At 62.1% G+C, this 25,939-nt stretch carries 26 protein-coding genes and 1 pseudogene; 17 read left to right on the top strand and 10 right to left on the bottom strand.

Annotation, left to right across the window (positions count from 1 at the left end; genetic code table 11):
* The first annotated feature begins 41 nt into the window (after positions 1-41).
* From AArcSt11_RS11720 to AArcSt11_RS11685, 8 genes are all read left to right on the top strand, one after another.
* Complete coding sequence (locus AArcSt11_RS11720) at positions 42-572, top strand: transcription factor (RefSeq protein WP_250597263.1); 531 nt, start codon at positions 42-44, stop codon at positions 570-572.
* Positions 572-1,240: a DUF2110 family protein gene (locus AArcSt11_RS11715; protein ID WP_250597261.1), complete on the top strand. Its 669-nt coding sequence runs from the start codon at positions 572-574 to the stop codon at positions 1,238-1,240. The genes AArcSt11_RS11720 and AArcSt11_RS11715 overlap by 1 nt, the downstream gene beginning before the upstream one ends.
* An 18-nt stretch (positions 1,241-1,258) precedes the next feature.
* The gene (locus AArcSt11_RS11710) at positions 1,259-2,029 is read left to right on the top strand and encodes a DUF5803 family protein (protein WP_250597260.1); all 771 of its coding nucleotides are present in this window, start codon (positions 1,259-1,261) and stop codon (positions 2,027-2,029) included.
* A gap of 63 nt (positions 2,030-2,092) precedes the next feature.
* Complete coding sequence (locus tag AArcSt11_RS11705; RefSeq protein ID WP_250597259.1) at positions 2,093-3,934, top strand: acyl-CoA dehydrogenase family protein; 1,842 nt, start codon at positions 2,093-2,095, stop codon at positions 3,932-3,934.
* 151 nt (positions 3,935-4,085) lie between these two features.
* The gene (locus tag AArcSt11_RS11700; RefSeq protein ID WP_250597258.1) at positions 4,086-4,790 is read left to right on the top strand and encodes a competence/damage-inducible protein A; all 705 of its coding nucleotides are present in this window, start codon (positions 4,086-4,088) and stop codon (positions 4,788-4,790) included.
* Positions 4,791-4,992: 202 nt separating this feature from the next.
* Entirely contained in the window at positions 4,993-5,808 is an 816-nt protein-coding gene (locus AArcSt11_RS11695; protein ID WP_250597257.1) for a YihY/virulence factor BrkB family protein, read from the top strand.
* 74 nt (positions 5,809-5,882) lie between these two features.
* Positions 5,883-6,983 carry an ATP-NAD kinase family protein gene (locus AArcSt11_RS11690; protein ID WP_250597256.1) on the top strand — a complete coding sequence of 367 codons (1,101 nt, stop codon included), beginning with the start codon at positions 5,883-5,885 and terminating at the stop codon, positions 6,981-6,983.
* Positions 6,984-7,092: 109 nt separating this feature from the next.
* Positions 7,093-8,124, top strand: a complete 1,032-nt coding sequence (locus AArcSt11_RS11685) for a phosphate signaling complex PhoU family protein (protein WP_250597255.1) — start codon at positions 7,093-7,095, stop codon at positions 8,122-8,124.
* Here the strand turns inward: AArcSt11_RS11685 and AArcSt11_RS11680 are convergent, their stop codons facing one another.
* Positions 8,125-9,105, bottom strand: a complete 981-nt coding sequence (locus AArcSt11_RS11680) for an LEA/WHy family protein (protein WP_250597253.1) — start codon at positions 9,103-9,105, stop codon at positions 8,125-8,127. It lies immediately after the preceding gene.
* A gap of 93 nt (positions 9,106-9,198) precedes the next feature.
* On the opposite strand from AArcSt11_RS11680, the gene AArcSt11_RS11675 reads away from it, so the two are divergent.
* From AArcSt11_RS11675 to AArcSt11_RS11660, 4 genes are read left to right on the top strand one after another with little or no spacing between them, the layout of a single operon-like run.
* Positions 9,199-9,396, top strand: coding sequence for a DUF7525 family protein (locus tag AArcSt11_RS11675; RefSeq protein ID WP_250597251.1), 198 nt, complete (start codon positions 9,199-9,201; stop codon positions 9,394-9,396).
* A gap of 43 nt (positions 9,397-9,439) precedes the next feature.
* Complete coding sequence (locus tag AArcSt11_RS11670) at positions 9,440-9,664, top strand: DUF7123 family protein (protein ID WP_250597250.1); 225 nt, start codon at positions 9,440-9,442, stop codon at positions 9,662-9,664.
* A gap of 44 nt (positions 9,665-9,708) precedes the next feature.
* Positions 9,709-10,143 carry an SRPBCC family protein gene (locus AArcSt11_RS11665; protein ID WP_250597249.1) on the top strand — a complete coding sequence of 145 codons (435 nt, stop codon included), beginning with the start codon at positions 9,709-9,711 and terminating at the stop codon, positions 10,141-10,143.
* On the top strand, positions 10,140-10,943 hold the full coding sequence (locus AArcSt11_RS11660) for a carbon-nitrogen family hydrolase (RefSeq protein ID WP_250597248.1): 804 nt from the start codon (positions 10,140-10,142) through the stop codon (positions 10,941-10,943). Before AArcSt11_RS11665 ends, AArcSt11_RS11660 begins: the two co-directional genes overlap by 4 nt.
* Before the next feature lie 182 nt (positions 10,944-11,125).
* Here AArcSt11_RS11660 and AArcSt11_RS11655 read toward each other — a convergent pair whose 3' ends face one another.
* Together AArcSt11_RS11655 and AArcSt11_RS11650 are read right to left on the bottom strand one after the other, a co-directional pair.
* The gene (locus tag AArcSt11_RS11655; RefSeq protein WP_250597247.1) at positions 11,126-12,634 is read right to left on the bottom strand and encodes an aldehyde dehydrogenase family protein; all 1,509 of its coding nucleotides are present in this window, start codon (positions 12,632-12,634) and stop codon (positions 11,126-11,128) included.
* A gap of 87 nt (positions 12,635-12,721) precedes the next feature.
* Entirely contained in the window at positions 12,722-13,543 is an 822-nt protein-coding gene (locus AArcSt11_RS11650) for an RIO1 family regulatory kinase/ATPase domain-containing protein (protein WP_250597246.1), read from the bottom strand.
* Between the two features lie 100 nt (positions 13,544-13,643).
* On the opposite strand from AArcSt11_RS11650, the gene AArcSt11_RS11645 reads away from it, so the two are divergent.
* Positions 13,644-14,831, top strand: coding sequence for an acyl-CoA dehydrogenase family protein (locus tag AArcSt11_RS11645; protein WP_250597245.1), 1,188 nt, complete (start codon positions 13,644-13,646; stop codon positions 14,829-14,831).
* Between the two features lie 62 nt (positions 14,832-14,893).
* Positions 14,894-15,487, top strand: coding sequence for a flagellin (locus tag AArcSt11_RS11640; protein WP_250597243.1), 594 nt, complete (start codon positions 14,894-14,896; stop codon positions 15,485-15,487).
* Positions 15,488-15,567: 80 nt separating this feature from the next.
* On the opposite strand, the gene AArcSt11_RS11635 is transcribed toward AArcSt11_RS11640, so the two are convergent.
* The 7 genes and pseudogenes from AArcSt11_RS11635 to AArcSt11_RS11605 form a co-directional block, all read right to left on the bottom strand.
* Entirely contained in the window at positions 15,568-15,972 is a 405-nt protein-coding gene (locus tag AArcSt11_RS11635) for a hypothetical protein (protein ID WP_250597241.1), read from the bottom strand.
* 47 nt (positions 15,973-16,019) lie between these two features.
* Positions 16,020-16,252: pseudogene (locus AArcSt11_RS17220) on the bottom strand (hypothetical protein); the annotation flags it as partial.
* Positions 16,249-16,707, bottom strand: a complete 459-nt coding sequence (locus AArcSt11_RS11625) for a hypothetical protein (RefSeq protein WP_250597239.1) — start codon at positions 16,705-16,707, stop codon at positions 16,249-16,251. The pseudogene AArcSt11_RS17220 and the gene AArcSt11_RS11625, both read right to left, overlap by 4 nt.
* A 3-nt stretch (positions 16,708-16,710) precedes the next feature.
* Complete coding sequence (locus tag AArcSt11_RS11620) at positions 16,711-17,250, bottom strand: DUF7342 family protein (protein ID WP_250597238.1); 540 nt, start codon at positions 17,248-17,250, stop codon at positions 16,711-16,713.
* Positions 17,251-17,354: 104 nt separating this feature from the next.
* Complete coding sequence (locus AArcSt11_RS11615) at positions 17,355-17,918, bottom strand: hypothetical protein (protein ID WP_250597237.1); 564 nt, start codon at positions 17,916-17,918, stop codon at positions 17,355-17,357.
* A 117-nt stretch (positions 17,919-18,035) separates the two neighbouring features.
* Positions 18,036-19,205 (bottom strand): M24 family metallopeptidase, encoded by a 1,170-nt coding sequence (locus tag AArcSt11_RS11610; RefSeq protein WP_250597232.1) that lies wholly within the window; start codon positions 19,203-19,205, stop codon positions 18,036-18,038.
* A 60-nt stretch (positions 19,206-19,265) separates the two neighbouring features.
* A complete protein-coding gene (locus AArcSt11_RS11605; RefSeq protein ID WP_250597230.1) occupies positions 19,266-19,475 on the bottom strand; it encodes a hypothetical protein in 210 nt (69 codons plus the stop codon).
* A gap of 83 nt (positions 19,476-19,558) precedes the next feature.
* Between AArcSt11_RS11605 and aroA the strand changes: the two genes are divergently transcribed.
* The 3 genes from aroA (at position 19,559) to AArcSt11_RS11590 (ending at position 25,745) form a co-directional block, all read left to right on the top strand.
* A complete protein-coding gene (gene aroA, locus AArcSt11_RS11600) occupies positions 19,559-20,848 on the top strand; it encodes a 3-phosphoshikimate 1-carboxyvinyltransferase (protein WP_250597229.1) in 1,290 nt (429 codons plus the stop codon).
* A gap of 52 nt (positions 20,849-20,900) precedes the next feature.
* Positions 20,901-21,350: a hypothetical protein gene (locus AArcSt11_RS11595; RefSeq protein ID WP_250597228.1), complete on the top strand. Its 450-nt coding sequence runs from the start codon at positions 20,901-20,903 to the stop codon at positions 21,348-21,350.
* Positions 21,351-21,500: 150 nt separating this feature from the next.
* Entirely contained in the window at positions 21,501-25,745 is a 4,245-nt protein-coding gene (locus tag AArcSt11_RS11590; RefSeq protein ID WP_250597227.1) for an Eco57I restriction-modification methylase domain-containing protein, read from the top strand.
* The last annotated feature ends 194 nt before the right edge of the window (positions 25,746-25,939 follow it).

The following is a 25,939-nucleotide window of genomic DNA, read 5'->3' as shown; positions in this document are numbered from 1 at the left end:
CAACAGCACTTTTAAACGCACGGGCCTTTTTACCGGTAACAATGGCTTTTGAGGAGCTCCTCGAGGATCCCGTCATCCAGAAGTACTTGCACGAGCTCGTCGGTCCGAAGGGAATGCCGGTCGCGGCGGCCCCCCCGGACGGCGAGGTAACTGACGAGGAACTGGCCGAGGAACTCGACATGGAACTCAACGACGTCCGCCGGGCGCTGTTTATTCTCTACGAGAATGACCTGGCGACGTATCGACGGCTCCGTGACGAGGATTCCGGCTGGCTGACTTACCTGTGGACCTTCGAGTACGAGAACATCCCCGAGAATCTGGAAGCGGAGATGCACCGGCTGTACGAGGCACTGGACGAGCGCCGGGAGTACGAGCGAAACCACGAGTTCTATCTCTGTGAGGTCTGTTCGATCCGCTTCGAGTTCGGCGAGGCGATGGACTTTGGCTTCGAGTGTCCCGAGTGTGGCTCCCCCGTCGAGGCGATGGAGAACACCCATCTCGTCGATGCGATGGATCGACGTCTGGAGAACCTGCGGGACGAACTCAACCTCGACAACGAGGTCGAGGTCTGATGGTCGTTCTCGCAACGAAGCTGTATATCGGCGGTGACGCGCGCGATCGCGCACAGGGCTCGCTGCGCTCGCTCGTCAACAACGATATCGGCGATCTCGACGTCGAGTTCGACATCGGCATTCGCCACGACGACTTCCCCTCGGTTACGATCGAGGGGCCGGACGCCGTGGCTGCCCGGAACCTCCTCACCGAGGAATGGGGAGCGGTCACCGACCAGTTCGAGTCCGGTGAGACCTACGTCGGCACGCTCGAAGGGTGGACTGACGACGGGTTCGTGCTCGACGCCGGACGCGAGGTCCTGATCCCGGCGTCCGAACTCGATCTCGGCCGTGGCAGCCCCGACCAGATCGTCGAACGGTTCGGGCTCGTCCAGCACATGCCCATGCGCTTTGTCTACGATCCGGACGGTTCCCGCCTCGCCGACGCGGAGATCGACCGCCTCTACGAGTGGACCCGCGGCGACGGGCGGGTCAACGTCAACAGCGCGACCCGCGCCGAGGTCCGGGCGACAGTCAACCGCGCCGGGCACGCACAGGACATCATCACCGTCGAGCGGCTCGGCCTGCTCGAACAGAGCATCGTCTGTCCGGAATCGACCGATCCACCGGGACTGATCGCCAGCATCGGCCAGTATCTGCCCGCCGAACTCCGGGCAGTCGTCCCCTGATCGCCCGCCTTCCACCACATGAACACGCGTCTGCTCGTCGCCACCGTGGCTGTTGCCCTGCTCGCCGTTACCGCCGGGTGTCTCGGCGGCGGCATCTCCGACGAACAGCTCGACGAGGAGGCCGAGTACGACTGGGAGACCGAGGAAGACGTCGTGATCGATATCTACGAGCCCGGCGGCTTCATCAGCGACACCGAGTATCGCGCGGTCTACAACGTCTCGGGACAGGATCGACTGACGCTGTATCAGCGTGGCATCACGACCGATAGCCCGGTCCAGATCCGTGCGGTCCAGTACCGCTCGGCCGACGGTGAGTTCATCAACGGCTCCGATCTCGACGTCGACTACGGCGACGACAGCACCGTCATTCACCTCCCGGACGACGAGGAGGGACAGCTTGCCTTCACGTCCAGTACCCAGTCCAAACAGCTGAGCCAACCGGCCTACGTCTCCGGCTCCTATCGAGTGATCCTCCCGGAAGGCTACGCGGCGAGTGACTTCCTGATCGGCCACATCAGCCCGCGGAGTGGCGAGAGTCAGGAGATCGATGGCCGGACCCACATCGTCTGGGACTCGGTTAGCTCCTCGCTCTCCGTGCAGTTCTACCTCGAACGGAACCAGTACATCTTCTGGGGATCGGTTGCGGTCTTCTCACTGGTCGCGCTCGGGGGCTACGTCTACTGGAAACGTCAGATCGAGGCGATCCAGGAGAAACGCGAGGAGATGGGCCTGAACGTCGAACAGCCCGACGAGTTCGACGACGACGAGCCACCGCCGGGGATGGGATAGCGCGACCCGTCCACGGCCACCACGTCGGATACTGTTATTATCGTTCGTTAACAATACTGGCGCATGACCAACGGGTACGATTACAGCGAGTACGACCGAGGGCGTGGCGTCAACTACTGGCAACTCGACCGGACGCTTCGGCGTGAACTGGCGCGCGTCTACGAGGACGACGAGTTCGAGTGGGCCGAACCCCGGCTCTCCGCCTTTGGCGCGGCATCGGGTCACGTCATCGCGGATACCGCGGACTACGTCGACGACCACGGCCCGGAACTGCGCACCCACGACAGGTACGGCAGCCTGTGCAATCGCGTCGAGTACGTCACAGAGCAGTTCGAGAACGAGCGGTTGGCCTACGGTTCCGGAGTCATCGCCGACGTCTTCCGCGCTCCGCCGGGCCGCTCCGAGCCGATGCCGATGAGCCACAACCTCGGTCTGCTCTATCTCCTCTCCTACAGCGATCCAGGGCTCGCCTGTCCGGTCGCGATGACCGGCGGCGCGGCGCTGGTGCTCGAACGGTTCGACAACGGCGAGCTCGACGAGTACTTCGCGGCGCTGACCAGCCGCGAGTACGACGAGCTGATCGAGGGGGCGATGTTTCTCACCGAGGAACAGGGCGGCAGTGATGTTGGGGCGACCGAGACGACGGCCACATACGACGACCAGGCTGACTGCTGGCGGCTCACCGGCGAGAAATGGTTCTGTTCCAACATCGACGCCGAGGGGACGCTCGCGCTCGCCCGAGCCGAGGACGCACCCGAGGGGACGGCGGGGCTCTCGATGTTTCTCGTCCCGCACGGCGACCCACACGAGGGCGTCCTGACCAAGGAACGCCGCGCCGAACGGGCGGATGCCACTGTAGACCGCGGCCTCAATCACCAGCGCTACCGGCGATTGAAGGACAAGCTCGGTACGATCAGCGTACCGACGGGTGAGGTCGAGTTCGAGGACACGAAGGCGTATCTCGTGGGCGAGGCCGAAAACGGGTTCAAGCAGATGGCACAGATGCTCAACCTCGAACGGCTCTCGAACGCTGCGGCGGCCTGCGGGATCATGGGCCGTGTCCTGTTAGAGAGCAAAGTGAAGGCGGTGAACCGCGAGGCCTTTGGCGAGACGATCGACCAGTACCCGCTGATGCGCGAGGATCTCGTCGATATGGCTGTCGATCACGAGGCGGCGACCGCCTTTACCTTCGAGACGGCGCGGCTGTTCTCCGAACACGTCGCCGCGGAGCGGGCTGGAGAGTCGGCCGACGAGGCGTATCGGCTCATGCGCCTCCTCACACCCATCGCGAAGCTCCGGACGGGACGAATGGCGGTCGAAACAGCCTCCTACGGCATGGAGATTCAGGGTGGGAACGGCTACGTCAACGAGTTCGTCACCCACCGACTGCTCCGGGACGCGCAGGTCCTGCCGATCTGGGAGGGCACGGAGAACATCCTCTCGCTGGACGTACTGCGCGCGCTCGATCGGGAGGACGCGTTCGACCCCTTCGCCGTCGCCGTCCAGGAGCGTCTCGACAGCGTCTCCCATCCGGGGCTTGCAGAGGCCGTCGAGACCGTTACCGAGGAGTTCCACGACCTCACCGCCGCGGTAGCCACGCTCGCGACGGAGGACGGCGAGTACGCACAGCTCTCGGCCAAACGGTTCGCCCACTATGCCTTCGACGTGTTCACCGCGAGTCTGCTCCTTGCGGAAGCCCAGGCCGAGATCGAAGCGGGTGATGGCCGTCTGGCCCTGGTCGCTCGGCGGTTCGTCGACCGACAACTGACATCACGCGATGCCCGTGGGATTACGAGTGGCGACCGGTTCGCGATCGAGCAGTTCGATCCGATCGTCCGGTGTTCGACCGTCGATCCGGCGGATCTGGCGGTCGACAGGGAGTCACCGACAGCGGCTGACGACTGACTTCGAAATCTGTAGTAGTATACTTCAATATATGTAGTAATACACTACAAAATCTGTAGTATTACGCTTCACAGTTCGAAGTGTTGGAGGAAGGGGGCATCACCGATCGGCTCCCGGCGCGTTTTTATTCTCGACGCCGTAACGACCGGGTATGCACGTCGCGCTGGTCAACGTCGGTGACGAGATACTGACGGGTGACACGACGAACACGAACGCGACCTGGATCTGCGCGCGCCTCGACGAGCGCGGCGTCGACGTCGGGCGGATCGCCGTCGTCCCGGATCGTGTCGGCGAGATCGCCCGCGTGGTCAACGAGTACCGCGTCGAGTACGACGCCGTGCTCGTCACCGGTGGACTCGGGCCGACCCACGACGACAAGACGATGGAGGCTGTTGCAGCCGCGTACGGTCGGTCAGTCGAACCGAACGAGGAGGCTCTGGAGTGGATCGTCGAGGAGGGCGGCTACGCTCGCGACGATCTCACCGAGGGCACGAGTCACATTCCGGCCGGTGCGCGCCCGCTGCACAACGATGTCGGGGTCGCGCCGGGCTGTGTCGTCGACGACGAGGTGTACGTCCTGCCGGGCGTGCCCGCCGAAATGAAGGGAATGTTCGAGTCGATCGCCGCCGAGTTCGTCGGCGAGGACCGGTACGCCGAGACCGTCTCGATCGACGAGCCGGAAAGCGCCCTCCTCGATCGGATCGAGGAGCTACGCGAGGGGTTCGACGTCGGTGTCGGCGTCTATCCCGGCGAGTACGTCCGCATCAAGCTGACAGGCACCGACATCGCTGCAGTCGAGTCGGCGGCCGGATGGCTCCGCGAGCGTGTCGACGTTCGGGTCGAAGAAAACGAGTAGCGAGTTATCGGTACAGGAAGAACAGCCACGCGAGCGTGAGCAGGATACTTCCGCCGAGGACGACGAGACTGGCTTCCCACATTGGCAGTGCGGTTTCGAGAGGCATCGGGTTCATAGGCTCGTGTTTCCAGCGTGGTCTCTTAAACTTTGAGAAGCATTCTGGGGCCTCTGGTTTACTAAGCCGCGAGCACGTACGGGACCTATGGACGCGCAGGCGACCGCACGCCTCGTGATCGATCGTGTGAGCGAGGACAACGTCACGTTTCTGGCCGCCAGTATCGCCTACTACGCCTTCTTTTCGATCGTCCCGTTACTACTGTTGACGCTGTCGATCGGTTCACTCGTCGGCGGCGAGGCCTTCGCCGAGCGGATCGTCGCGGTGGTCGAGCAGCACCTCTCCTCGTCGGGCGAAGAACTCGTCAGCGACGCCGTTGGGAACCCACAGGGTCGGGCAGGGGCGTCGATCGTCGGCCTGCTCGGGCTGACCTGGTCGGCGATCAAGGTGATCCGCGCGGTCGATATGGCGTTCGACCGGATCTACGAACCGGATGTGATGACCACCCTGCCGCGCCAGATCCGGAACGGGCTAACAGTCCTCCTGCTGGTCGGGCTGGGGGTCGTCGTCATGGTCGGCGTGGGGGCGCTCATCCGTCGACCGACTGTCGTCGACCTTCCCTTCATCGACGTATTCGGCTGGCTCGCCCTGATACTCGGCCTGATGGTCGTGTTTCTGCCGCTGTACTACGTGATGCCGCCCACGGGGATGACCGTCCGGCGGGCACTGCCCGGCACTGTCGTGGCTGCCGTCGGCTGGATCGGCCTGCAGATCGGTTTCCAGATCTACACTGCCTACGCCGCGAACTTCGAGGCGTACGGGCTACTCGGCGGTGTCTTGCTCTTCCTGACGTGGCTATATTTCGGCGCGATCCTGATTCTGCTCGGTGCTGTCGTGAACGCCGTCCTCAGCGAGGAGGCGACGCCGACGGTCGGGACGGAGTCCGCGGCGGTCGCCGAGTAACCGACAGCCGGTCGGTAGCTGGCTGCGAATACCTGACAGCCGCCCTTTTATTGGTTGCCACGCTACACCGAGGTATGCGTCGTATCGGCGTCGTCGTGAATCCGGTTGCTGGCATGGGCGGACGCGTTGGCCTCAAAGGAACCGACGGGAAAGTCGTGGAGGCGATCGAACGCGGAGCCGAGCCGCGGGCGGTCGATCGGGCAGTCACGGCGCTCGACGCGCTCGCACGTCACGACTCATCGGTCGAAGCGTTTGCCGCAGGCGGGGTGATGGGAGCCGACGCCGTGCGCGAGGCAGGGTTCGATCCCGTCGTGGTGACCGATCCGGCGGGGGGCGTACCCGGAGAGACGAGCGCCGAAGACACCCACAGAGCGGTTCGGGCGTTCGTCGACCGCGAGGTCGACCTCGTGCTGTTCGTCGGCGGCGACGGTACTGCGGTCGACGTGGCGAACGCCCTCGATGAGGCGGACGTCGAGACGCCCATGCTCGGCGTCCCCGCGGGCGTCAAGGTCTACTCGTCGGTGTTCGGCGTGACACCGCGGGACGCGGGGCGAATCGCGGCGACGTTCGACCGTGTCGAGGACCGAGAAATAAACGACATCGACGAGGACGCCTATCGGGGCGGTGCGGTCGAGACGGAGTTACGCGCTGTGCGACCCGTGCCAGTCGCCGACGAGCTACAGGCAAGCAAACAGATCGGCGGGGGCAGCGTCGAAACACTTGCAGCCGGGTTCGCGGCGTCAGTTATACCGGGCACGACCTACGTCCTCGGCCCTGGAAGTACGGTCGGCGCGATCAAGCGGGAACTGGGTTTTGCGGGATCCCCACTTGGCGTCGATGTCTGGCGGGCAACGGCGTCCGAGGATGGGCCTGCAGGGGAGTTGCTGGTTACGGATGCAAGCGAAGCCGAGATCCTCGACGCGCTGGGCGAGCAAAACGTTGCTGTCGTCTCGCCGATTGGCGGGCAGGGGTTCGTGTTCGGTCGTGGCAACGATCAGATCTCCCCCACCGTACTCAACCGGTGTGACGTGGAGATCGTGGCCTCAAAGGCAAAGCTGGACGGGCTGGACGTACTCCGTGTCGATACGGGCGACGAGGAGACGGACGAAGCCCTCAGTGGGTGGACGAAAGTCCGTGTGGGACGGTTCGAACAGCGGATGATGCAGGTTCGCTAGCCCTGCGAGTGTATTCACGCATATTATCACTCACGCGCGAATATTATGACTTCTTCTCAACGTCTCAAATATAGATAAGACTAAGGTCCCCACCACGTTATATGGGGGCATGGAAACGCGTAAGGTGCAACGACTCGGACCGTCGACGCTTGCAATGACCCTGCCCGCCGAATGGGCCGCCGAACACGACGTCGAGAAAGGCGACGAGGTGTCCCTGCGAATGAGCGGCAAAGGAACCCTGACAGTGCTCTCGGAGTCGGCAAACACCGACGACTCGGAGGCGATTATCAGGGCCGACGATCTCGATGCGAATGCTGTCGAACGCGCGATCGTGGCCCAGTACGTCCTCGGCCGGCGCGTCATCCGGATCGACCAGACCGAGGGCGCGCTGTCGAGCGACCACATCAACGCGGTCTACCGCGCGGAGACCCAGCTGATGGGCCTTGGCGTGATCGAGGAAACGCCCGAGAGTATCGCGATCCGGTGTTCGGTCGATCCCGAGGATTTCACGCTCGATAACCTGCTGGAACGGCTCGAATCGACGGGCTCGACCATGCGCGGTGAGGCAGTCAAAGCCCTCGCACACGGGAACCCGGATCTCGCTCAGCGCGCGCTGAACCGCGAGCGGCAGGCGAACAAGATCTTCGTTCTCCTCCTGCGGCTGATCTTCACCTCGTATCAGAACCCCAACCTCGCGCGGGCCGTCGGACTCGGCGACGGCTTCCCGCTGATCGGCTACCGGTCGATCGCGAAGAACCTCGAACTGACCGCCGACAACGCCGAGGACATCGCCGAGATCGTTATGGAGACCGACGACCACTCACTGCACGTCGACAGCGATACCGTGCGTCGGATCCGGGAGTTCACCGACGACGTCGACGAGCTTACCGAACTCGCGGTCGAGAGCGCGGTCGAACGCGACTACGACAAGACTATCGAGGCGAGACAGCGCTTCCACGAGATCGGCGACCGCGAACAGGAGATCCTCTCGGATCTGCCCGAGATGGACAACGAGGACCTCCTGCAGGTCCGTGAAGTGCTCGTGAGTCTCAAACAGACGGCCGAACACGCGATGCGCACCGCCGAGATCGCGGCGAATCTCGCGCTCAACGAGGAGTCCGAGCACACGACGATCAAGTAGCTACGTCTCGTTGCCGAAGATATCCGTCTCGATGGTCTCCTCGTGATCGAGCGCCTCGACGGGTACCTGGAACGTCTCCCCACCCACCTCGACGGTGAGCCAGAACTGCATCTCCAGCTCGGTGGTCTGTTCGTTCTCCAGATGTGTCACCCACCACTCGTCGAGGCTGTCGTTGTCGATCACGGTGACTGTCTCGACGGTCTCCTCGGCGTCGGGTGCAATGACGTACTCGCGCTCGGTCGAGCCACCCCCGACCACCACGTCGTTCATCGTGATCTCGTACTCTAGCTGTGTGACGGTCAGCGGCACCGGCTGGGGGTTGTACGCGACAAAATCGATCTCCATCGGCGTCGCCTCCTCGGAGACGTCGCCCCATTCACCGCTCGTCTCGTTGATATAGAACAGGGGATCGGAGACCTCTGTGAGCAGTCCCAGTTCCGAGTCGTCGTCCGGGCTCACTGGCTGGGGTTCCTCGGAGTCGAACTCGCCGATCAGATCAGTTTCGACCTCCCGATCGTACTGGTAGCTGGCGGTACGGCTGAACCGGTCGTGGGTGATATCGGCGTCGACGACCATCTCGCTTCGCTCGCCACGGTCAATGTGGCTGGCCCACCACGGAGGAATCGCCTGATTATCCATCTCCGTCGTCAGATCGACGGTCGTGTTCCCGGTTCCGACCTCGACGCCCTCGCGCTCGCCTTCGGCGAGTTCGACATCGTTCATCGAGACGGTGTACGCGACCGTCGCGTCGCCAAAGCTGATCCCGATCGGGTTCGGATTGTCGATGATCAGCTCCGTTTCGATCTCCGTGGTCGAGTCGTCCACCGCACCGAACTGGTTGTGTACGTCCGCAACTCCGGGGACACCGATGACTCCCAGTCCCGCTGCGAGTCCGACTGTTCCGACGAAGCCGACCAGCACGACTCCCGCGATCTTCAGCTTGCTGCCGAGCAAGACAGCTTTGAGCGCGCCGAGTGACATCTATCTGCCAGCCTCGGCAGCGACGCATAAAAATCCGTCGTGGTGCTGTGGCGTCTGGCAAGAGCTAAGTTTCCCCCGGAAAAACCTCGGTATATGACTACACAGTCGGCCCAGCCGACGGACAAGGGAACCGGATATGCGGTACTGTTCGGCGTGCTCGCAACGATCAGCGCAGCAGTGATGTACGTCGGAGCGACCTCGCTCGCACCGCAGATGGTCGGGGCTGCCGGGTTCGCCGCGGTGCTCGTCTTCGGCGCGCTGGCGATCCTCGCGCTGCACGTCTACAGCTAGCGCGAAAAGTGTTAAGCGCCTTGATGCCTAATCAGGGGGTAGGATGACCGAGTACACGGAGGAAGAGCGACGTATCGTCGCGCACTTGCGGGAGAGCGCCTCCGGAGGAGAGGGGTATTTTCGAGCGAAGGAGATCGCCGAATCGCTGGGACTGACGGCAAAACAGGTCGGTGCACGGCTTCCCACGCTGGCCGAAAAGGCAGATGAGGTAGATATCGAGAAGTGGGGACGCTCGCGCTCGACGACGTGGAAAGTGACGGTCAGCTAAACCGTTCCAGCGGATTTTTACCCGCGTAGTCGTCAGGGTAGTACATGACTGTCCGGGTGGAGCGAACGTTCGAGTTGCCCGTGCCGCCGGAACGCGTCTGGGAGTTCATCGTCGACCCGGAGCAACGAGCCCGCTCGATAAGCGTCGTCTCCGATTTTACCCTCGACGACGAGGATGGCCGGAAAGCGACGTGGACGGTCGACCTGCCGATCCCGCTCGTCAACAGGAGCGCGAGCGTCGACACGGAAGACGTCCGCCGTGATCCCCCCGAGTACGTGAAGTTCGTCGGTCGCTCGAAACTCATGCGGGTCACCGGCGAACACGAAATCGAAGCGACCGGGACGGGAAGTCGGCTCACCAATCGATTCATCGTGGACGGTCGGCTCCCGGGTGTCGAGCGCTACTTCGAGGCGAACCTCGACGACGAACTCGCCAATCTGGAAGCGGCGATCCGGGAGGATACAACAACGAACCCATGAAACTCACGCTGGCCCAGATCGAGGTGGAGGCTGCGGACATCGAAGGAAACCGCCGTCGTGCCGAAAGCGCCATCGAACGCGCGGCGAGTCAGGGTGTCGATCTCGTAGCCCTGCCCGAGATTTTCAACGTGGGCTACTTCGCGTTCGATGTCTACGAGCGGTACGCCGAGCCGCTGGAGGGTGAGACGCTGACGCGGATCGCCGACGCGGCGGCCGATCACGGGATTGGGGTGATCGCCGGGAGTATCGTCGAAGATCTGGGAGCGACCGAGACGGCATCGACGCCAGCCGAATCCGGACTCGCCAACACGACTGTGTTCTTCGACCGGGAAGGCAATCGGCAGGGAATCTACCGCAAGCGCCACCTCTTTGGCTACGACTCCGCGGAAGCCGAGTTCCTGGTGCCCGGCGAGCGCGACACCGTCGTCGAGTTCGAGGGGTTTGACGTCGGGATGACGACCTGTTATGATCTGCGCTTTCCCGAACAGTTCCGACGGCTCACCGAAGCGGGCGCGACGCTCGTGGTCGTGCCAAGCGCCTGGCCGTACCCGCGGGTGGAACACTGGGAGACGCTCTCACGGGCCCGCGCGATCGAAAACCAGCAGTACGTCGCTACGGTCAACGGTGCGGGCTCCTTCGACGATACGACGCTTCTCGGTCGCTCGACGGTGTATGATCCGTGGGGAACGACGCTCGCGTCCTCGGACGACGAGCCCGCGCTGGTAACCGCGGAGATCGAGTCGGACGTCGTCGAGCGCGTCCGGGAGGAGTTTCCCGCCCTCCGGGATCGACGCCAGTGACGGAACCGTAGATTTATACGGCGACGACCCAAAGCAGGGATGCTGGCAGCACGACGCTTTTCACGTCGCGCCAGCAATCAACGCTCGTCGCGCTCGACCCGTCCACGCCGGGGCCATCCTAGGTGGCTCCGGTACTACGGCCTCGACTCCACCCCTCTCACTTTCGAAACCGCCAGCCCCGGCTACTCTTCGCTCGTTTTGATGTCTGCCGAGAGCCCCTGTGCCATCTCGATCTCGTTGCTGTTGTTCAGCGTCCAGGCGGTCCGATCGGTCACCGATTCGATCACCTCGCGGGCGCTCGGCGAGCCGGTGCCGGACTTTTTGACCCCGCCGAAGGGAAGCTGGACCTCCGCACCGATACATGGCAGGTTGGCGTACGCAAGCCCGACCTCCGCCCGGTCGCGATAGTAGTTGAGCTGTCGGTAGTCCTCCGAGACGATGGCTCCTGCAAGTCCGTAGGGCACGTCGTTGTGGATCTCCAGTGCGCGCTCGATATCTCCCTCGTACTCGATCAGGGCGACGTGCGGCCCGAACACCTCCTCGCGGAGACAGCGATGCTCGGGGCTGTACTCGATCTCGTAGACGAACGGGCCGACCCAGTTGCCGTCGGTGTCGGGCACAGCATCGGCGTCCAGTTCGGCCCGGTCGACGAGGACCGTCGCGCCCTCCTCCCGGGCCAGCTCGTTGTACCGGGCGAACTTCTCGATCTGTTCTGCGTCCACGAGTGGCCCCATGAACGTCGATTCGTCGAGTGGGTTCCCGACAGTGACGTCCTCGGCAAGCGCCACAAAGCGCTCTTTGAACTCGTCATAGACGTCGGTATGAACGATCAGGCGTTCGCTGGAGACACAGCGCTGCCCGGTGGTCTTGAAACTCGACATGACAGCGCTGTGGACCGCGATATCGAGGTTCGCCTGCTCGGTGATCACGATGGCGTTTTTCCCGCCCATCTCGCAGGCAGCCGTCTTCCCCGGTTCGCCGCCGACCTGATTCGAAATTCCGTGACCGACCTCCGCCGATCCGGTAAACAGCACGGTGTTCACGCGGTCGTCGTCGACGATCGTTGCCCCGGCGTCCCCAAAGCCCTGTACCATGTTGAATACGCCGTCGGGAACGCCGCTTTCCTCGACCATCTCCGCGATGATCTGGCCACACCACGGCGTCTGTTCGGCGGGTTTCCAGACGACGGTGTTGCCCTCCACGAGCGTCACGGCCATATGCCAGAAGGGGATCGCGACCGGGAAGTTCCACGGCGTGATACAGCCGACGACGCCCCGTGGTGTACGCCGCATATAGGCGTCCTTCGAGCCGATCTCGCTCGGTACCACGTCTCCGTGTGGATGCCGGGCGTTGCCCGCCGCCCACTCGACCATGTGGGCGGCCTCGACGACATCTGCTCGGCCCTCGCTGATCTCCTTGCCACACTCCCGGGTGACGATTTCGCCGAGTTCGTCCGTTCGCTCGCGTAACTCGTGATAGATCTCCCAGAGATACTCGGCACGGTCGACGTAGGAGAGCGCGCGCCACTCCTCGAACGCGTCGTCTGCAGCGGCGACGGCCTCGTCGACTTCCCGCCCGGTTCCGCGGTGGAACTCGGCGAGGGTGTCGCCGGTTGCGGGATCCGAACTCTCGAATCTCTCCGATCCGTTCCCGTCGGTCCATTCGCCGTCGATGTAGTGGCCATATGTCATGGTCGAACCTGATTGAAGTTGATCGTCGACCGTGAAAAAACCATCTCTGCAGGAAGTAATTAGACGTGCGTATGAGAATGTATGGTTTTACTGTCCGGTCGTGGTTCGCGGTGCGTCAGCCGCTTTTTCGATCTCGCCTTTGACCTGCATGGCGTCGAAGTCGTGATCGGGGCGCAGTTTGACGAAATCGAGGAACTCCCGGGCGGCAAGCAGGTCCTCGACGGAGTTGTGCGAAAGCGCGTGCTCGACTGCGGCCTCGGCATCGATCGCTGGCGCGAGGACTGCCAGCGCGCAGGCCAGATCGTAGGCGCGTGCGCCGTCCATCCCGTCCTCGCGCACGCTGGTCGCATCGATGAAGTAGAGCTCGCCGTCGACGACGAGCACGTTCTCGGCTCGCAGGTCGCCGTGTGCCAACCCGTGGTCGTGCATTCGGGCGAGCGACTCGAATAGCTCGTCGGTGTAGGAAAGCTTCTCCATCGGCGAGAGATCACCGAGCGAACGGAAGTCATCGAGATACTCCAGCACGACGACGCCAAACTCCTGGTACTCGAAGACACCAACCGGCTCCGGTGTGTTGAGCCCGATCTCGCCCATCCGCTCGTTGGCGTCGAGTTCGTGACGCCCCATCTCAACGGGCCCGTCAAAACGCTCGAAAAAGCCCGCCGTCCCACTGGAGAACGCGCCGATGTTGCGCGCGCCAGTCAGCACGGCGTGGACGAACGCATTCTGTGGCGTGATGATCTTCACGAACCACTGCTCGTCGACGACCAACGGCGTCGACAGCCAGTTATCCGCCTCCAGAAACTCGATACGCACCGACTCCTCGTCGGCGCGTTCAGCGAGTTCACGGCCGACGCCCTCCAGATCGGACCAGTCGACCGTCCCCCGCACGAGACCACGCAGATCCATTACTGCTGGCAAGGTCGGCGATACTTAAAATTCTCCCGGCGAACGGGTTCCTGCATGATCGTTCGTCGTATTTATGTCCCATCCTGCTCTACCTCGTAATATGGACTTTCGGATCCCCGACGAACACCGGATGATGCGCGAAGCCGTTCGGGAGGTCTGTGCGGCCGAAATCGAGCCGATCGCCCAGGAGATCGAAGACGAACACCGGTTTCCCACGGAGGTCTTCGACGAACTGGCCGCGCTCGACGTCATGGGCGTCCCGGTGAGCGAGGAGTACGGCGGGCTGGGTGGGGACCAGCTCATGTACGCGCTGATCGTCGAGGAACTGGGTCGGGTGTCGGGCGCGGTCGGACTCTCCTATGCCGCCCACGTCAGCCTTGCCTCGAAGCCCATCGAGGCGTTCGGAACCGACGAACAGAAAGAGCGCTGGCTCCGCCCGCTGGCCGAGGGCGAGCATATGGGCGGCTGGGCGCTGACCGAACCGTCGAGCGGAAGTGACGCCAGCGACATGGACACGACCGCCGAGACGGACACCGCCGAGCAAAGCTCGGCGAGCTCTGCGCCGGAAGCGACGCAGAACGGCGACGAGTGGGTACTGAACGGCACCAAGCAGTTCATCACGAACGCCAACGTCGCGGGGTCGATCCTCGTCAAAGCGGTGACCGATCCCGGCGCGGGCTACGACGGCATCTCGACGTTTATCGTCGATCCCGGCGACGACGGCTTCGAGGTCACCGCCGTGTGGGACAAGATGGGGCTGAACGCTTCCCCGACCTGCGAGATTCAGCTCGACGACGTCCGGCTGCCGGCGGATCGCTTGCTCGGCAAGCCGGGCGAGGGCTGGACGCAGACGAAGGTCACGCTGGATGGCGGGCGCATCTCCATCGCGGCGCTCTCGGTCGGGCTCGCACAGGGGGCATACGAGGCCGCGAAATCGTACGCGACGGAACGCGAGCAGTTCGGCCAGCCCATCTCGAAGTTCGATGCCATCCGGAACAAGCTCGTCGCGATGGACCGGAAGATCGAGCGCTCGCGACTGCTGACCCACAAAGCGGCCTGGATGTACGACCAGGGCGAGGACGTGACGAAGGCGAGTTCGCTGGCGAAACTCGACGCCAGCGAGACGGCTCGCGAAGTCGCGGAGGAAGCCGTCCAGACGCTCGGTGGCTACGGGTACACCACCGACTTCGCGCCCCAGCGGTTCTATCGGGACGCCAAACTGATGGAGATCGGGGAGGGAACGAGCGAGATTCAGGAGCTTGTGATCGGTCGGGAGCTGGGGCTGTAGTACCTCTCTGATTAGGTTTCTATCTTTAGGCCTGCGGGGATGTAGAGTCTTCAGAGAGCGGAGTGAACGCAGCCACCGACCAGCGCGGACAGGTCGGCGTCGAGACGCTGATCGTCTTCATCGCGATGATCCTCGTCGCCGCCATCGCCGCCACCATGATGATCACGACGGTTAGCTCCCTGCAGAGCACCGCGGAGACGAGTAGTCAGGACTCACAGGACCAGGTGACCAACCAGCTCCTGATACTGAGCGCGACCGGGACGGTGGACACGAGCGCGTCTGAGCCACGGATCGACCGGGTTCGGCTAAGCGTGATGCCCGCGCCGGGGGCGAGCGAGATCGATCTGTCGGGGGCTTCGATCGAGTACATCGGGAGCGACGGCGTCCGGAATTATAGCTACGAGGCTGCCTACGGCAACTCCTTCGAGGTGATCGCCTCGGCGGATCCGGATGGGACTGCGCCGGTACTCACCTCCAGAGACGACCGGTACACCATCGCGTTCGATCTCGACGCCGGCGGCCGCGATACCACGCTGGCGACCGGCGAGAGCGCGACACTGCGGATCGTGGGAGCCTCCGGCGCGGAGACCACCTGGATCGTCACTGCGCCCCACTCGCTGGACCGGGCCGACGACGGGGACGTCGTCGAACTCTAATTATCATGGGCCGTTGCAAGGCTCGCAGGGCTTCCGTTGGTCGGGATCCCCGTCCAGCCGATCTTCGACCTGCTGGTGGCTCACCTCGTACTGCTGCTCACGTCGGTCGCGAGCTGTTCTTTCGTCGTCGTCTCCTGGGCCGAAATGACGATCCCGTCGAGGACGCGAAGCAGGATCTCGCCGTCGTCCGCGGGGTGCTCGCCGATGACGTAACCTAGCTCGACCGCTTCGAGTCTTTCATCGGTCGGGTTCTCGATCGCATGGACGATCGCCGACTGGCTCAGCGTCGTCGTCTCGTCGATGTGCTCCCAGCCGAAGCCTCGGTCGGTGCCGTAGGTCGATCCAACAGGGAGCGTGAGCTCCCCACCGATGCGTGCGCCCGCTGTAATTTCCCATTGATCGCTCACCTCCGTGGGCGGGACCGGTTGCGCAAACTCTTCTTCGAGTCGCTCTCCCTCAGCCGAGCCGGCTGTCGCAGAATACATGAGATAGCCGCCACCAACAGTGACGGCTCCACCAAGCACATATGGATTGGACAATACCGAGAGAGTTCGTCGTCACCGCGGTCACCAGATGCCCACTCGGTGAACCGCCTCGGGGTCAAGCCCCGTGGCATTCGCCTTGAAATTCTGTAAACCCCTCGAGCTCGCGCGCAGCGTTGCGTCGATAGTTCCCGCCGTCGCCACCGCGGCCTTTCCCCTTGTCCTGAAGGTAGCGCTAGAGGGAACTCTCTAGTGGCTGATCAGCGCGTTCTCTGGGTGTCATGGTTCCTCGTTCGCGTACTGGTAGGTCGGACGGACATCCGTGAGGAGCTCTTCGACAATTTCCCAGAGAATCAGGGAGGGAGTCTCATGTTCGAGTGTGATCCCCCAGCGGTCCTCCGTATCAGCGGTTGAGTACTGGAAATGCGCGTGACCGAGATCAGGATGATCCTCATCCTGGTGCCAGCCAGCGTGAAAGCCTGTGTTCGGATCGTTGTAGTTGATGCGGAACCAATCGTGTGGCTCCTGTCGATACCACTTGACGGTCAGTTCCGGCGAATCAGGGCCCGTTGGGGGATCCAGACGGACCGGATCGAAAGTTGCCCGCAGCTGTTTTCCCTCGATATCGTCTGGAATGTACTCGACCGCCGTGATCTGTGGCACGCGGTCAAGGACGTCTCGTTTTAGCTGGTCGTAGAGGTTCGCGTTCGGATCACCACCTGGATGCGGGACCGACATCCGTTAGCTGCTGGCCTCAGCAGGTTCTGTCGTTGGGGCCAGAAAATCCCATTCGCGTATGGCGAACCCAACGATTTGGATGCGGCGCTGGAGGTGGTCCCACTCGCGGGCGATCTCACGACGACGATCTTCCTCGTCGCCATCAAGAGATTCGTCAGCGAGCGTCCCACGAAGCTGATTTGGTGATTCAATGCCGAATTCGTCCTCCCAGTCGCGAATCTGCGCCTTCATAGTGGCGAGCCGGTCCGTAAGCTCCTCGACAGTGTGTCCACTGTCTCGAAGACGCATCGCCTCCTGCATTGCCTGGCGACGGTAATCAGGGTAGTATGTCGTGTGAGTACCGCCGTCGTCACGGTGGAGGATGCCGTCCTCGACGAGTCGCTCAAGGACGCGCTTGGTTGGTTCGTGTGACCAGCCCGCTTCGGAGGCGATCCAGTTAGCCGTCTGTGGCTCCGACAGCTGCCGAGCAACCATCCGCACGCGGTCTTCACCTGTGGTCTGGCGTTCCATCAGGCCCTCGGAGTTCGATTCATCTTCGGTCATACACCATCGTTCGGGCCCTGTCTTAATATAGATTGAGGTCAGTAGTCCCATATCGGATAGTTCAACGTAGTCGTAATTGACCTAAAACACAGTCTGGATACCGATCACTCTGAGCACTTCTTCTTCAAGTTCGTAGTACTCGACGACTTTTCGCTGCCAGTGGGATCGCTTGGCTTCCGTTGGTCGGGGTCCCCATCCAGCCGATCTTCGACCTGTTGCTGGCTCACCTCTGTCGCGAGCTGTTCTTTCGTCGTCGTCTCCTGGGCCGAAATGACGATTCCGTCGAGGACGCGAAGCAGGATCTCGCCGTCGTCCGCGGGATGCTCGCCGATGTCGTAGCCCAGTTCGCCAGCTTCGAGTCTTGCGTCGGTCGGGTTTTCGATCGCATGGCCGATCGCTGATTGGCTCAGTGTCGTCGTCTCGTCGATATGCTTCCAGCCGAAGCCTCGGTGGTTACCGTAGGTCCTGCCAGCAGGGAGCGTGAGTTCCCCACCAGAGTATGGCGGGAACGGCCTATCCGGAGCCAGCACGTTTTGGTCTTCGGTAATCGTTGCAGGAACTGGTCTGACAAAGCGCTGGGTCTCCTCGCCTTCAATTGGTTCAGGTGAGGAGGTCACTTCGACATATGCATACGTTCCTGGACCTGCTGCAGTCGACGTCCCTGCCACAAAAATAGCAAGTTTAGCATATCCAGCGGTTGCTGGTACTCGGCACTGTGGGGGTACCCGGAGTGGCTCCACGCCAGAGACCACGGCGAAGCCACGGACCACCGCGCCCGTGGTACTTCACATCGTTAGCTCTTTGGGATACTCAGTAAGGTTTTCGTAGCCGTTCTCGGTGACGACCACGAGATCCTCGATGCGGATCCCGCCGACTTCGGGATCGTAGAGACCGGGTTCGATCGTGATGATCTGGCCAGCCTGTAGCTCGCCGCCAGTGGGGTTCAGGCGCGGGAGTTCGTGGACGTCCAGACCGATCCCGTGACCCGTCCCGTGGATGAAGCCGATCTCCGTGGATGGATCGTCCCTGAGCGTCGCGTAGCCGGCCTCCTCGTACACGTCACAGACAGCGTCGTGGACGTCCGCCCCGGTCGCACCGGCTTCGACGGCGTCGAGTGCGGCCTGGTGTGCCTCGTGAGTAATTTCGTAGCGCTCGCGGAGTTCGTCGCTTGCGGTCCCGCGAACGAACGTACGGGTCATGTCGGCGTGATAGCCCGTCTCCTTGTCCCGCGGGAAGATGTCGATGACGATCGCCTCGTCCGCTTCGAGCGGGCCGCTCCCGCGGTCGTGGGGATCCGCACCGTTCGCGCCGCAGGCGACGATCGTCTCGTCGAGCGCACAGCCGCGGCGCAGCAACTCGATCTCGATGGCCTCCTTGACGCGCTCGCTCGTCAGCACGTCGCCGTCGTGGACGAGCTGGCCATCCTCGACCGTCGCGCCCTCGATCAGCTCCTCGGCGCGGGCCATTGCGGCTTCGTTGGCGCGCTGGGCGCGCCGGACGTGTTCGATCTCCTCGTCGGTCTTGACCGAGCGGATTTCGGTGATCACGCCCTCGCGCTCGACGGAGATGTCGAGGCCGTGTTCGCGCAGACCGTCGGCGGTCCCGGTCGGGAACCGCTCGGGGACGAGCACCGACTCGACATCGTGATCAGCGAGGAAGGCGGCGATCGTCGCCAGCCGGGCCGCTCGTGGACCATCCTCGGCGGCTCGTTCCTGATAGTGGTACTCGTCGAGCCGAGAGATCGAGTCTGCACGGCTCTCGGAGACAGCACGGCCGTACTCCAGCCCGGAGACGAGCAGGTGTGCGCCGGCCCCATCGTACAGAGCAATGAAGGGATCCGGCGCGTCGAAGCCACAGACGTAGGTCTGGTCGGAGTCGTCGTGGCCGTCGAAGAGGTAGCCGTCCGCGCCGCGGTCGTCGATTGCGTCAGCGAGTCGGGAGAGGTCGGGTTCCATACGACACGGTCGGGACCGAGCGAGTATATAGCTCGGGGCTTTTGTGCCGTGGCATCCTCACTACGGTTCTTCGCGATCGTCGTCGGCAGTCATGTTCTGGAGTTTCTCGGCGGCGTCATCACTGCTCTCGGTTCGGACTTCCGTAACGTTGTCCGGATCGAGGCCGGTGGGATCCGAGGACTCGCTCTCGTCGTCCTTGTCGGCCTCGTTCGTTTCCTCTGCCTCGGAGCCGATTCCCAGCCACGATTGCAGTCGATCGAGTACTCCCATACCGGACCTCTGTGTGCCGACCGACTTCGATGTTCGGATGGCGTTCCGGTACTGTGATACCCCTCCCGTTCGTCGGGGCGGATATGAACGTCGAAATCACGCCGTCGACCGTCACCGGGACGGCAAAGGCACCGCCGTCGAAGAGTTACACTCACCGTGCCGTCCTCGCTGCAGGCTACGCCGACGGCGCGCTGGTCCACGATCCGCTCGACAGCGCCGACATCCGGGCGACACGCCGGGCCGTCGAGGCCTTCGGCGGTGCGGTGAGTGAGACCGATGGAACACTCGACATCACGGGGTTCGGGGGGCGACCCGAGGTGCCCGACGATGTGATCGACTGTGGCAACAGCGGCACGACAACGCGGCTCGTCACCGCGACCGCGGCGCTCGCGGATGGTATCACCGTGCTCACGGGCGATGCGTCCCTCCGATCACGTCCCCACGGCCCGCTGCTCGACGCCATCGACCAGCTCGGCGGCAGCGCCCGCTCCAGTCGCGGGAACGGGCAGGCGCCGCTCGTCATCGAGGGGCCGATCTCGGGTGGGACCGTCTCGATTCCGGGCGATGTCTCCTCGCAGTTCATCTCCGCGCTGCTGTTTGCCGGCGCGGTGACCGACGAGGGGATCGATATCGACCTCGAAACCGAACTCAAATCCTCGCCCTACGTCGATATCACGACCGAACTGATGGCAGCCTACGGTGTGGATGCCCGCCGTACTGACGAGGGGTTCACGGTCGCAGGCGGTCAGTCCTACGCGCCCGGGGGGGGCGAGTACTCCGTGCCCGGCGACTTCTCCTCGATGTCGTACCTGCTCGCGATGGGGGCAGTGGCTGGCGAGGACGCCGTCGAGGTGCAGGGTGCCCACCCGAGCGCGCAGGGCGACAGCGCTATTGTCGGGATCCTCGAAGACATGGGCGCGGTGATCGACTGGGATCAGGATGCGGGAGTGATCACCGTCGAGCGCAGCGACCTGACGGGTACGACCGTCGATGTCGGCGACACGCCAGATCTGCTACCGACGATCGCCACCCTCGGCGCGATCGCGGACGGCGACACCCGAATCGAGAACGCAGAACACGTCCGGTACAAGGAAACCGACCGGGTGAGCGCGATGGCCGACGAGCTGGGCAAGATGGGCGCGTCGGTGACCGAGGAACACGACGTGCTGACGATCCACGGCGGCGAGACCGAGCTCTCCGGCGCGACAGTCGACGGCTGTGACGACCACCGGATCATCATGTCGCTCGCCGTGGCGGGACTCGTGGCTGACGGTCCGACCACGATCACCGGCGCGGAGCACGTCGACGTCTCCTTCCCCGATTTCTTCGACGTGCTGGCGGGGCTTGGTGGGGACGTATCCGAATCTGAGTAACGCGTCGACACTCTCCGACATACTTTTTGTCCAACATCTGTCACTGTCGCGTATGGAAGATGCCACAGTGCAGTTCGAAGACGATTCGGAATCGAGCGTCGAAATCAACGAGCGCATGTTCACGCTGATCGGGGCGGCAGGGGCGGTGATGAACCTCGTCGCATTCAGTGCGGTCGGCTATCTCGCGCTGGAGAGTGTCGCCTACGGTGTGATCGTCGGGGTCTTCGGCAGTGTCGGCTCATATCTGTTCTTGCCGTGGTTCATGGGAATCTCGGCGGTACAGGAACAGGTCGAGGAGGAGATCGGATTTACGGAAGCGAGCCGTCTGGTCCCGGCGAGCGCACAACTAGGCGTGCTCGGTGCGGGGCTCGAAGTCGGCTCGATCGTCGCGATCGGGGTTGGACTTTCGCTTGCCGAACCGGACCCGCTGATCGGCGCAGGTGCTGCCATTGCGACGACGCTCGTGATCTACCTCGTCGGATCGACGCTGCTGGACTTCTAGATCGCGGCTCCTTCGCGTTCTCCCCCTCCCTCGGGAGAAAGTGTAACATTGTGTACAATGTAACATATCGTGATATCGAATGACAATTGGGTAGGGGGCAACTGTCAAGACCCCCACATTGATACTCGGGGCGTCCAGTTGTGCGAGGTAATGAGTCAGGCGACGCTCTCGGCAACGGCGTACCGGAACTCGAACCTGTTTTCGGGCTACTATCTGGACGAGCGTGTCGAGGATCTGGATGCATGGGACTGCGACGAGGAGGCCGAGGCGGTCTTTACGGAGCTACAGGAGCTCTGGGAGCACGAACGCGACCTCGTCAGCTCGTACAAGGAAGACGAGCTACTGGGGAGCTGGATCGACGAAGTGCTCGACGTGCTCGGGTTCGGGACGCTTTCGGAAACCACGTTGCCCGATGGCAGTGGCTACAACGACCGCCTGCTGTTCGAGTCCGCGGACGCGCGCCGCGGCGCGTCCCTGAAGAAGAAATCGGGCGATAGTCAGGCGATGTACAACCTCGCGAGCGCGGTGCTCGAAGCCAAGCAGTGGAACGCCGACTTCACCGAGCGCTTTGCCGAGCAACGATCCTATCGTGACGCTTCCCACCAGACCAAGTACTATCTGGATCACACGCCAGAAGATCTGCGCTGGGGCGTCCTGACGGATGGGCGCAAGTGGCGGCTGTACGGCACCAAAGACTACGCCACCGAAACGTACTACGAGGTCGACCTGCCCGAGTTGCTCGAACGCGGCGATCTGGAGGCGTTCAAGTACTTCTATCTCTTCTTTCGCCCCGCGGCCTTCCGCGAGGTCTCGGGCACGACCTTCCTCGATACCGTCTGGTCGGAGTCCGAGACGGCCGCACAGGAACTCGGCGAGGACTTACAGGACAACGTCTTCACCGCCCTGCGCGTGCTCGGCGAGGGGTTCGTCGAGACCAACGATCTGGGGATTGACCCCGACGACGCGGCCGCCCGCGCGGAACTCAAAGAGCAGTCCCTCGTCTTGCTCTATCGTCTGATGTTCGTCCTCTACGCCGAGTCACGTGGGCTGATCCACCCCGACGACCCCGCTTCGGAGGCCGAGTACGAGGAGCACTTTAGCCTCGACCAGTTGCGATTCGAGATCCACGAGGAGATCGACGCGGGCGGCGATTTCGAGGACTACAGCGAGCACTCGACCACCATGTGGTCGCGCCTGCAGGATCTCTTTCGCCTCGTGGACTCCGGCGAGAAGTCGCTCGGCATCCCGCCGTACAACGGCGGCCTCTTCGACGAGGAGACCCACGAGTTCCTCGCCGACAATCAGGTCGCGGATCGGTACATCGCGGAGGTGATCTACCGCCTCGGCACCACGGAGGCCGACGACGGCTCCTTCGTGCTGGCGGACTACGCCGACCTCGATACGCGCCATCTGGGGACGATCTACGAGGGCCTGCTCGAACACGAGTTTCGCATCGCCGACGCGGAGATGGCCGCGGTCGCATCGGACGGCGGGCAGGTCTGGCAACCCGCCACCGAGGTCAGCGTCGCCGATGCCGTCGAAACCGTCGACCGGGGAAGCCTCTACGTGGTCAACGACGACGGCGAGCGCAAGGCCACCGGCGCGTACTACACCCCCGATTACGTCGTCGCGTACATCGTCGAGGAGACGATCGACCCCCTGCTTGCGGAAATCGACGAGGAGCTTCGCGCCGATGGACTGGAGCCGGGCGACCGCGAGTACTTTGCCCGGTACTGGCGGCGCGTCCTCGATCTCAAGGTGCTCGATCCCGCCATGGGGTCGGGCCACTTCCTCACCAAGGCCACGGGCTATCTCACCGAGCAGGTGATGCACGTGGTCCGCGAGCAGGAGATCCAGAGCTACGACGAGCAGGAGATCCGCCGCGATATCGCCAAGGAGTGCATCTACGGCGTCGACATCAACGGCATGGCGGTCGAGCTGGCCAAGCTCTCGATGTGGCTCGAAACGCTCGCCGAGGACCAGCCGCTGGCCTTCCTCGATCACCACCTCAAGGCGGGCAACTCGCTGGTCGGCTCGGACGTCACCGAGGTGCTGGCCGACGACACCGAATCGGAGGGCGGCCAGCTCACCCTCACCCAGGCGCTGGCCCGCGTGCGCCAGCAAACCCTCGAACACGTCATGGAGCTGATGCAGGATCTATTGGATATCGAGAATACAACGCTCGATGATATCAAGGACATGGAGGAGCTGTACGCGGAGATCCGCGAGGACGATCTGTACCAGCGCCTGTTCGCGCTGGCGAACGTCCACACCGCCGAGCAGTTCGGGCTGGATGTGCCGGAGGGCGCGTACGAGGAGATGGCCGGAGCCATCGAGGACGCCGACGACTGGGCCGAGATCGAGGGTGAGGACTGGTTCACGTCGGCGCAGGCGATGGCCGCCGAGGAGGGCTTTTTCCACTGGGAGCTTGAGTATCCGGAGGTCTTCTTTGGGGCTGGTGGGGAGAAGGCTGAGGATAGTGGGTTTGATGCGGTTGTTGGGAATCCGCCATGGATGGACTTTCAGAAAATATCCGATCTAGACCGGCAATATCAGCGAGATCAGTTTGGATCAGCAAAAGGAAAGTATGATTTATATGTCGTATTTGTTGAACGTGCATTAAATCTTCTTCCAAAAGGGTCAGGAGAGTTTGGTTTTATTATTCAAAACAGGTTCTTGTCAAGCGAATATGGAAAAGGAATAAAAAAGATATTGGAAAAAGACACTAATGTCAAATCACTATTTGATTTTGAAGATGCAAATATCTTCGCTGGGACAACTACCTATCCCCTGATTTTATTGACTACTAACAGTGAAATACAAGAATTCGATTATGTTCATATGGATGACGCTACTCCGAAAGAAGTATCTGAGTTCCTAGGATCCAATAAAAGCCGGAATAAAATATCAGTTGATAAGCTAGATTCGGGTAAAACCTGGATTTTCCCAACAGCTGAACAGCAAGGGGTCGTAGACAAGATTGAAAATGCAGATTTCGTCAGACTATCGAAGATTACAGAAGATATATCGACAGGGGTGAAAACAAATTTCAAGGAAGCTTATGTCTTTGAGAAGCCGATCGAGCAGATACCGGTAGAAAATGAGTTGCTACGACCAGTTCTTGACGGTGGCGATATAAAACGCTACTCACACCCACAAATTGATAAGTACATACTGTATCCTTATAAACAAATTGAGGGCGGAGAAATTAAAGTAATCGAATTGGAGGAATATCCGTTGGCATCTGAGCATCTTACAGCTTATGAAGAAGAACTTCGAGACCGCTTATTCTATGAAAAAACCGTGATGGAGATGGGCAAGGAGTGGTTTGAATATCCTTATACAAGCGAGAATCTTCTTGACTCAAAATTACTTTTCCCAGACATTTCACCGGAACCACGTGCGACTTTCGATTCGACTGGTGAGATATTAGTTCTCAATACTGCATACGGAGCAGTACTTAAAAATGGAGTAGAAATGGATGAAAAGTACGTTTGTGGGTTGTTTAACTCTAACGTCCTTAGATTTATGTTCACAATGATAAGTCCCAAACTGTCTGGAGGATATTATCGATTCCAAACGCAGTATGTGGGTCAACTCCCTATAATTGATCCCATAGACTCTGGAGAAATTGAAGCAAGCCAGATTGAGCAAATTGAACAACAAATATCCAAGGAACCAGCGAGCGACATTCTTTCGAACTTCGATAAACTTGGTTCTCCGACACGGATCACACATGAAGTTATTAAAGAACAATCTACCAAGATGGTGCACCTTTCAGAACAAAAATCGGACCTCAACCTCTCCCTGCGCGACCACCTCGGCACCTACGAGGACGGCCAGACGCTCGCGGACGTCGGGCTGACCCAGCCCCCGAAGGGCGCGGCGGACTCGATCCTCCAGCAGACCGCGGCGGAGCGCCCGAACCTGCGCGTCGGCGAGGCGAGCGTCAGGCGGGAGTCCGAGTCGACTGTCGAGATTCGGCTGACGGCGCGGTACAAACCGGACGACGAGGACGACCACGAGACCGACCAGTGGGGCTACACCGAGACGCACCCGATGGCCGCGTTGCGGATCACCGACCTCACAGAACTGGAAGCGGACCTGATCGAGCAGTTCGTGCCGATGGCCGTCGACGAGGCCGGCGGCTTCGCGGGCTTTCGCGAGACCGCGACGAAGACCAACTCGCTGGTGGACCGCTTGCGCTCGCTGACCCTGCCGCGGGTGGCGGACGTGGAGGCCGGGCTGGAGAGCTACATCGAGACGAAAGCGCGCGCCGAGGAACTGGAAGAGAAGATCGAGAAGACTGACGAGTTGATCGACGAGATCGTGTATGAACTGTACGGGTTGACGGACGAGGAGATCGAGATTGTCGAGGAGGCTGTGGGAGAATAGTATCCGCGGCCGAATCCTGTGAGGCCGCGGCCTTTTTCGCCCACCGGAAGACTCGTCTTCCGAGCCTTGCTTCGCTTCGCTCAGCAAGACACGTTTTTGCGCCGAGTGGTGGAGGAGCACCGCGGGGGCACCCAGGTGGAAAAAGGTGGTCGCAGGTTGTCGAGGAGGCTGTGGGAGAGTAGGGTCCGCGAATA

It is taken from the genome of Natranaeroarchaeum aerophilus, assembly GCF_023638055.1.
Classification (GTDB): Archaea; Halobacteriota; Halobacteria; order Halobacteriales; family Natronoarchaeaceae; genus Natranaeroarchaeum; species Natranaeroarchaeum aerophilum.
This window is presented reverse-complemented; position numbering and strand designations above follow the sequence as displayed.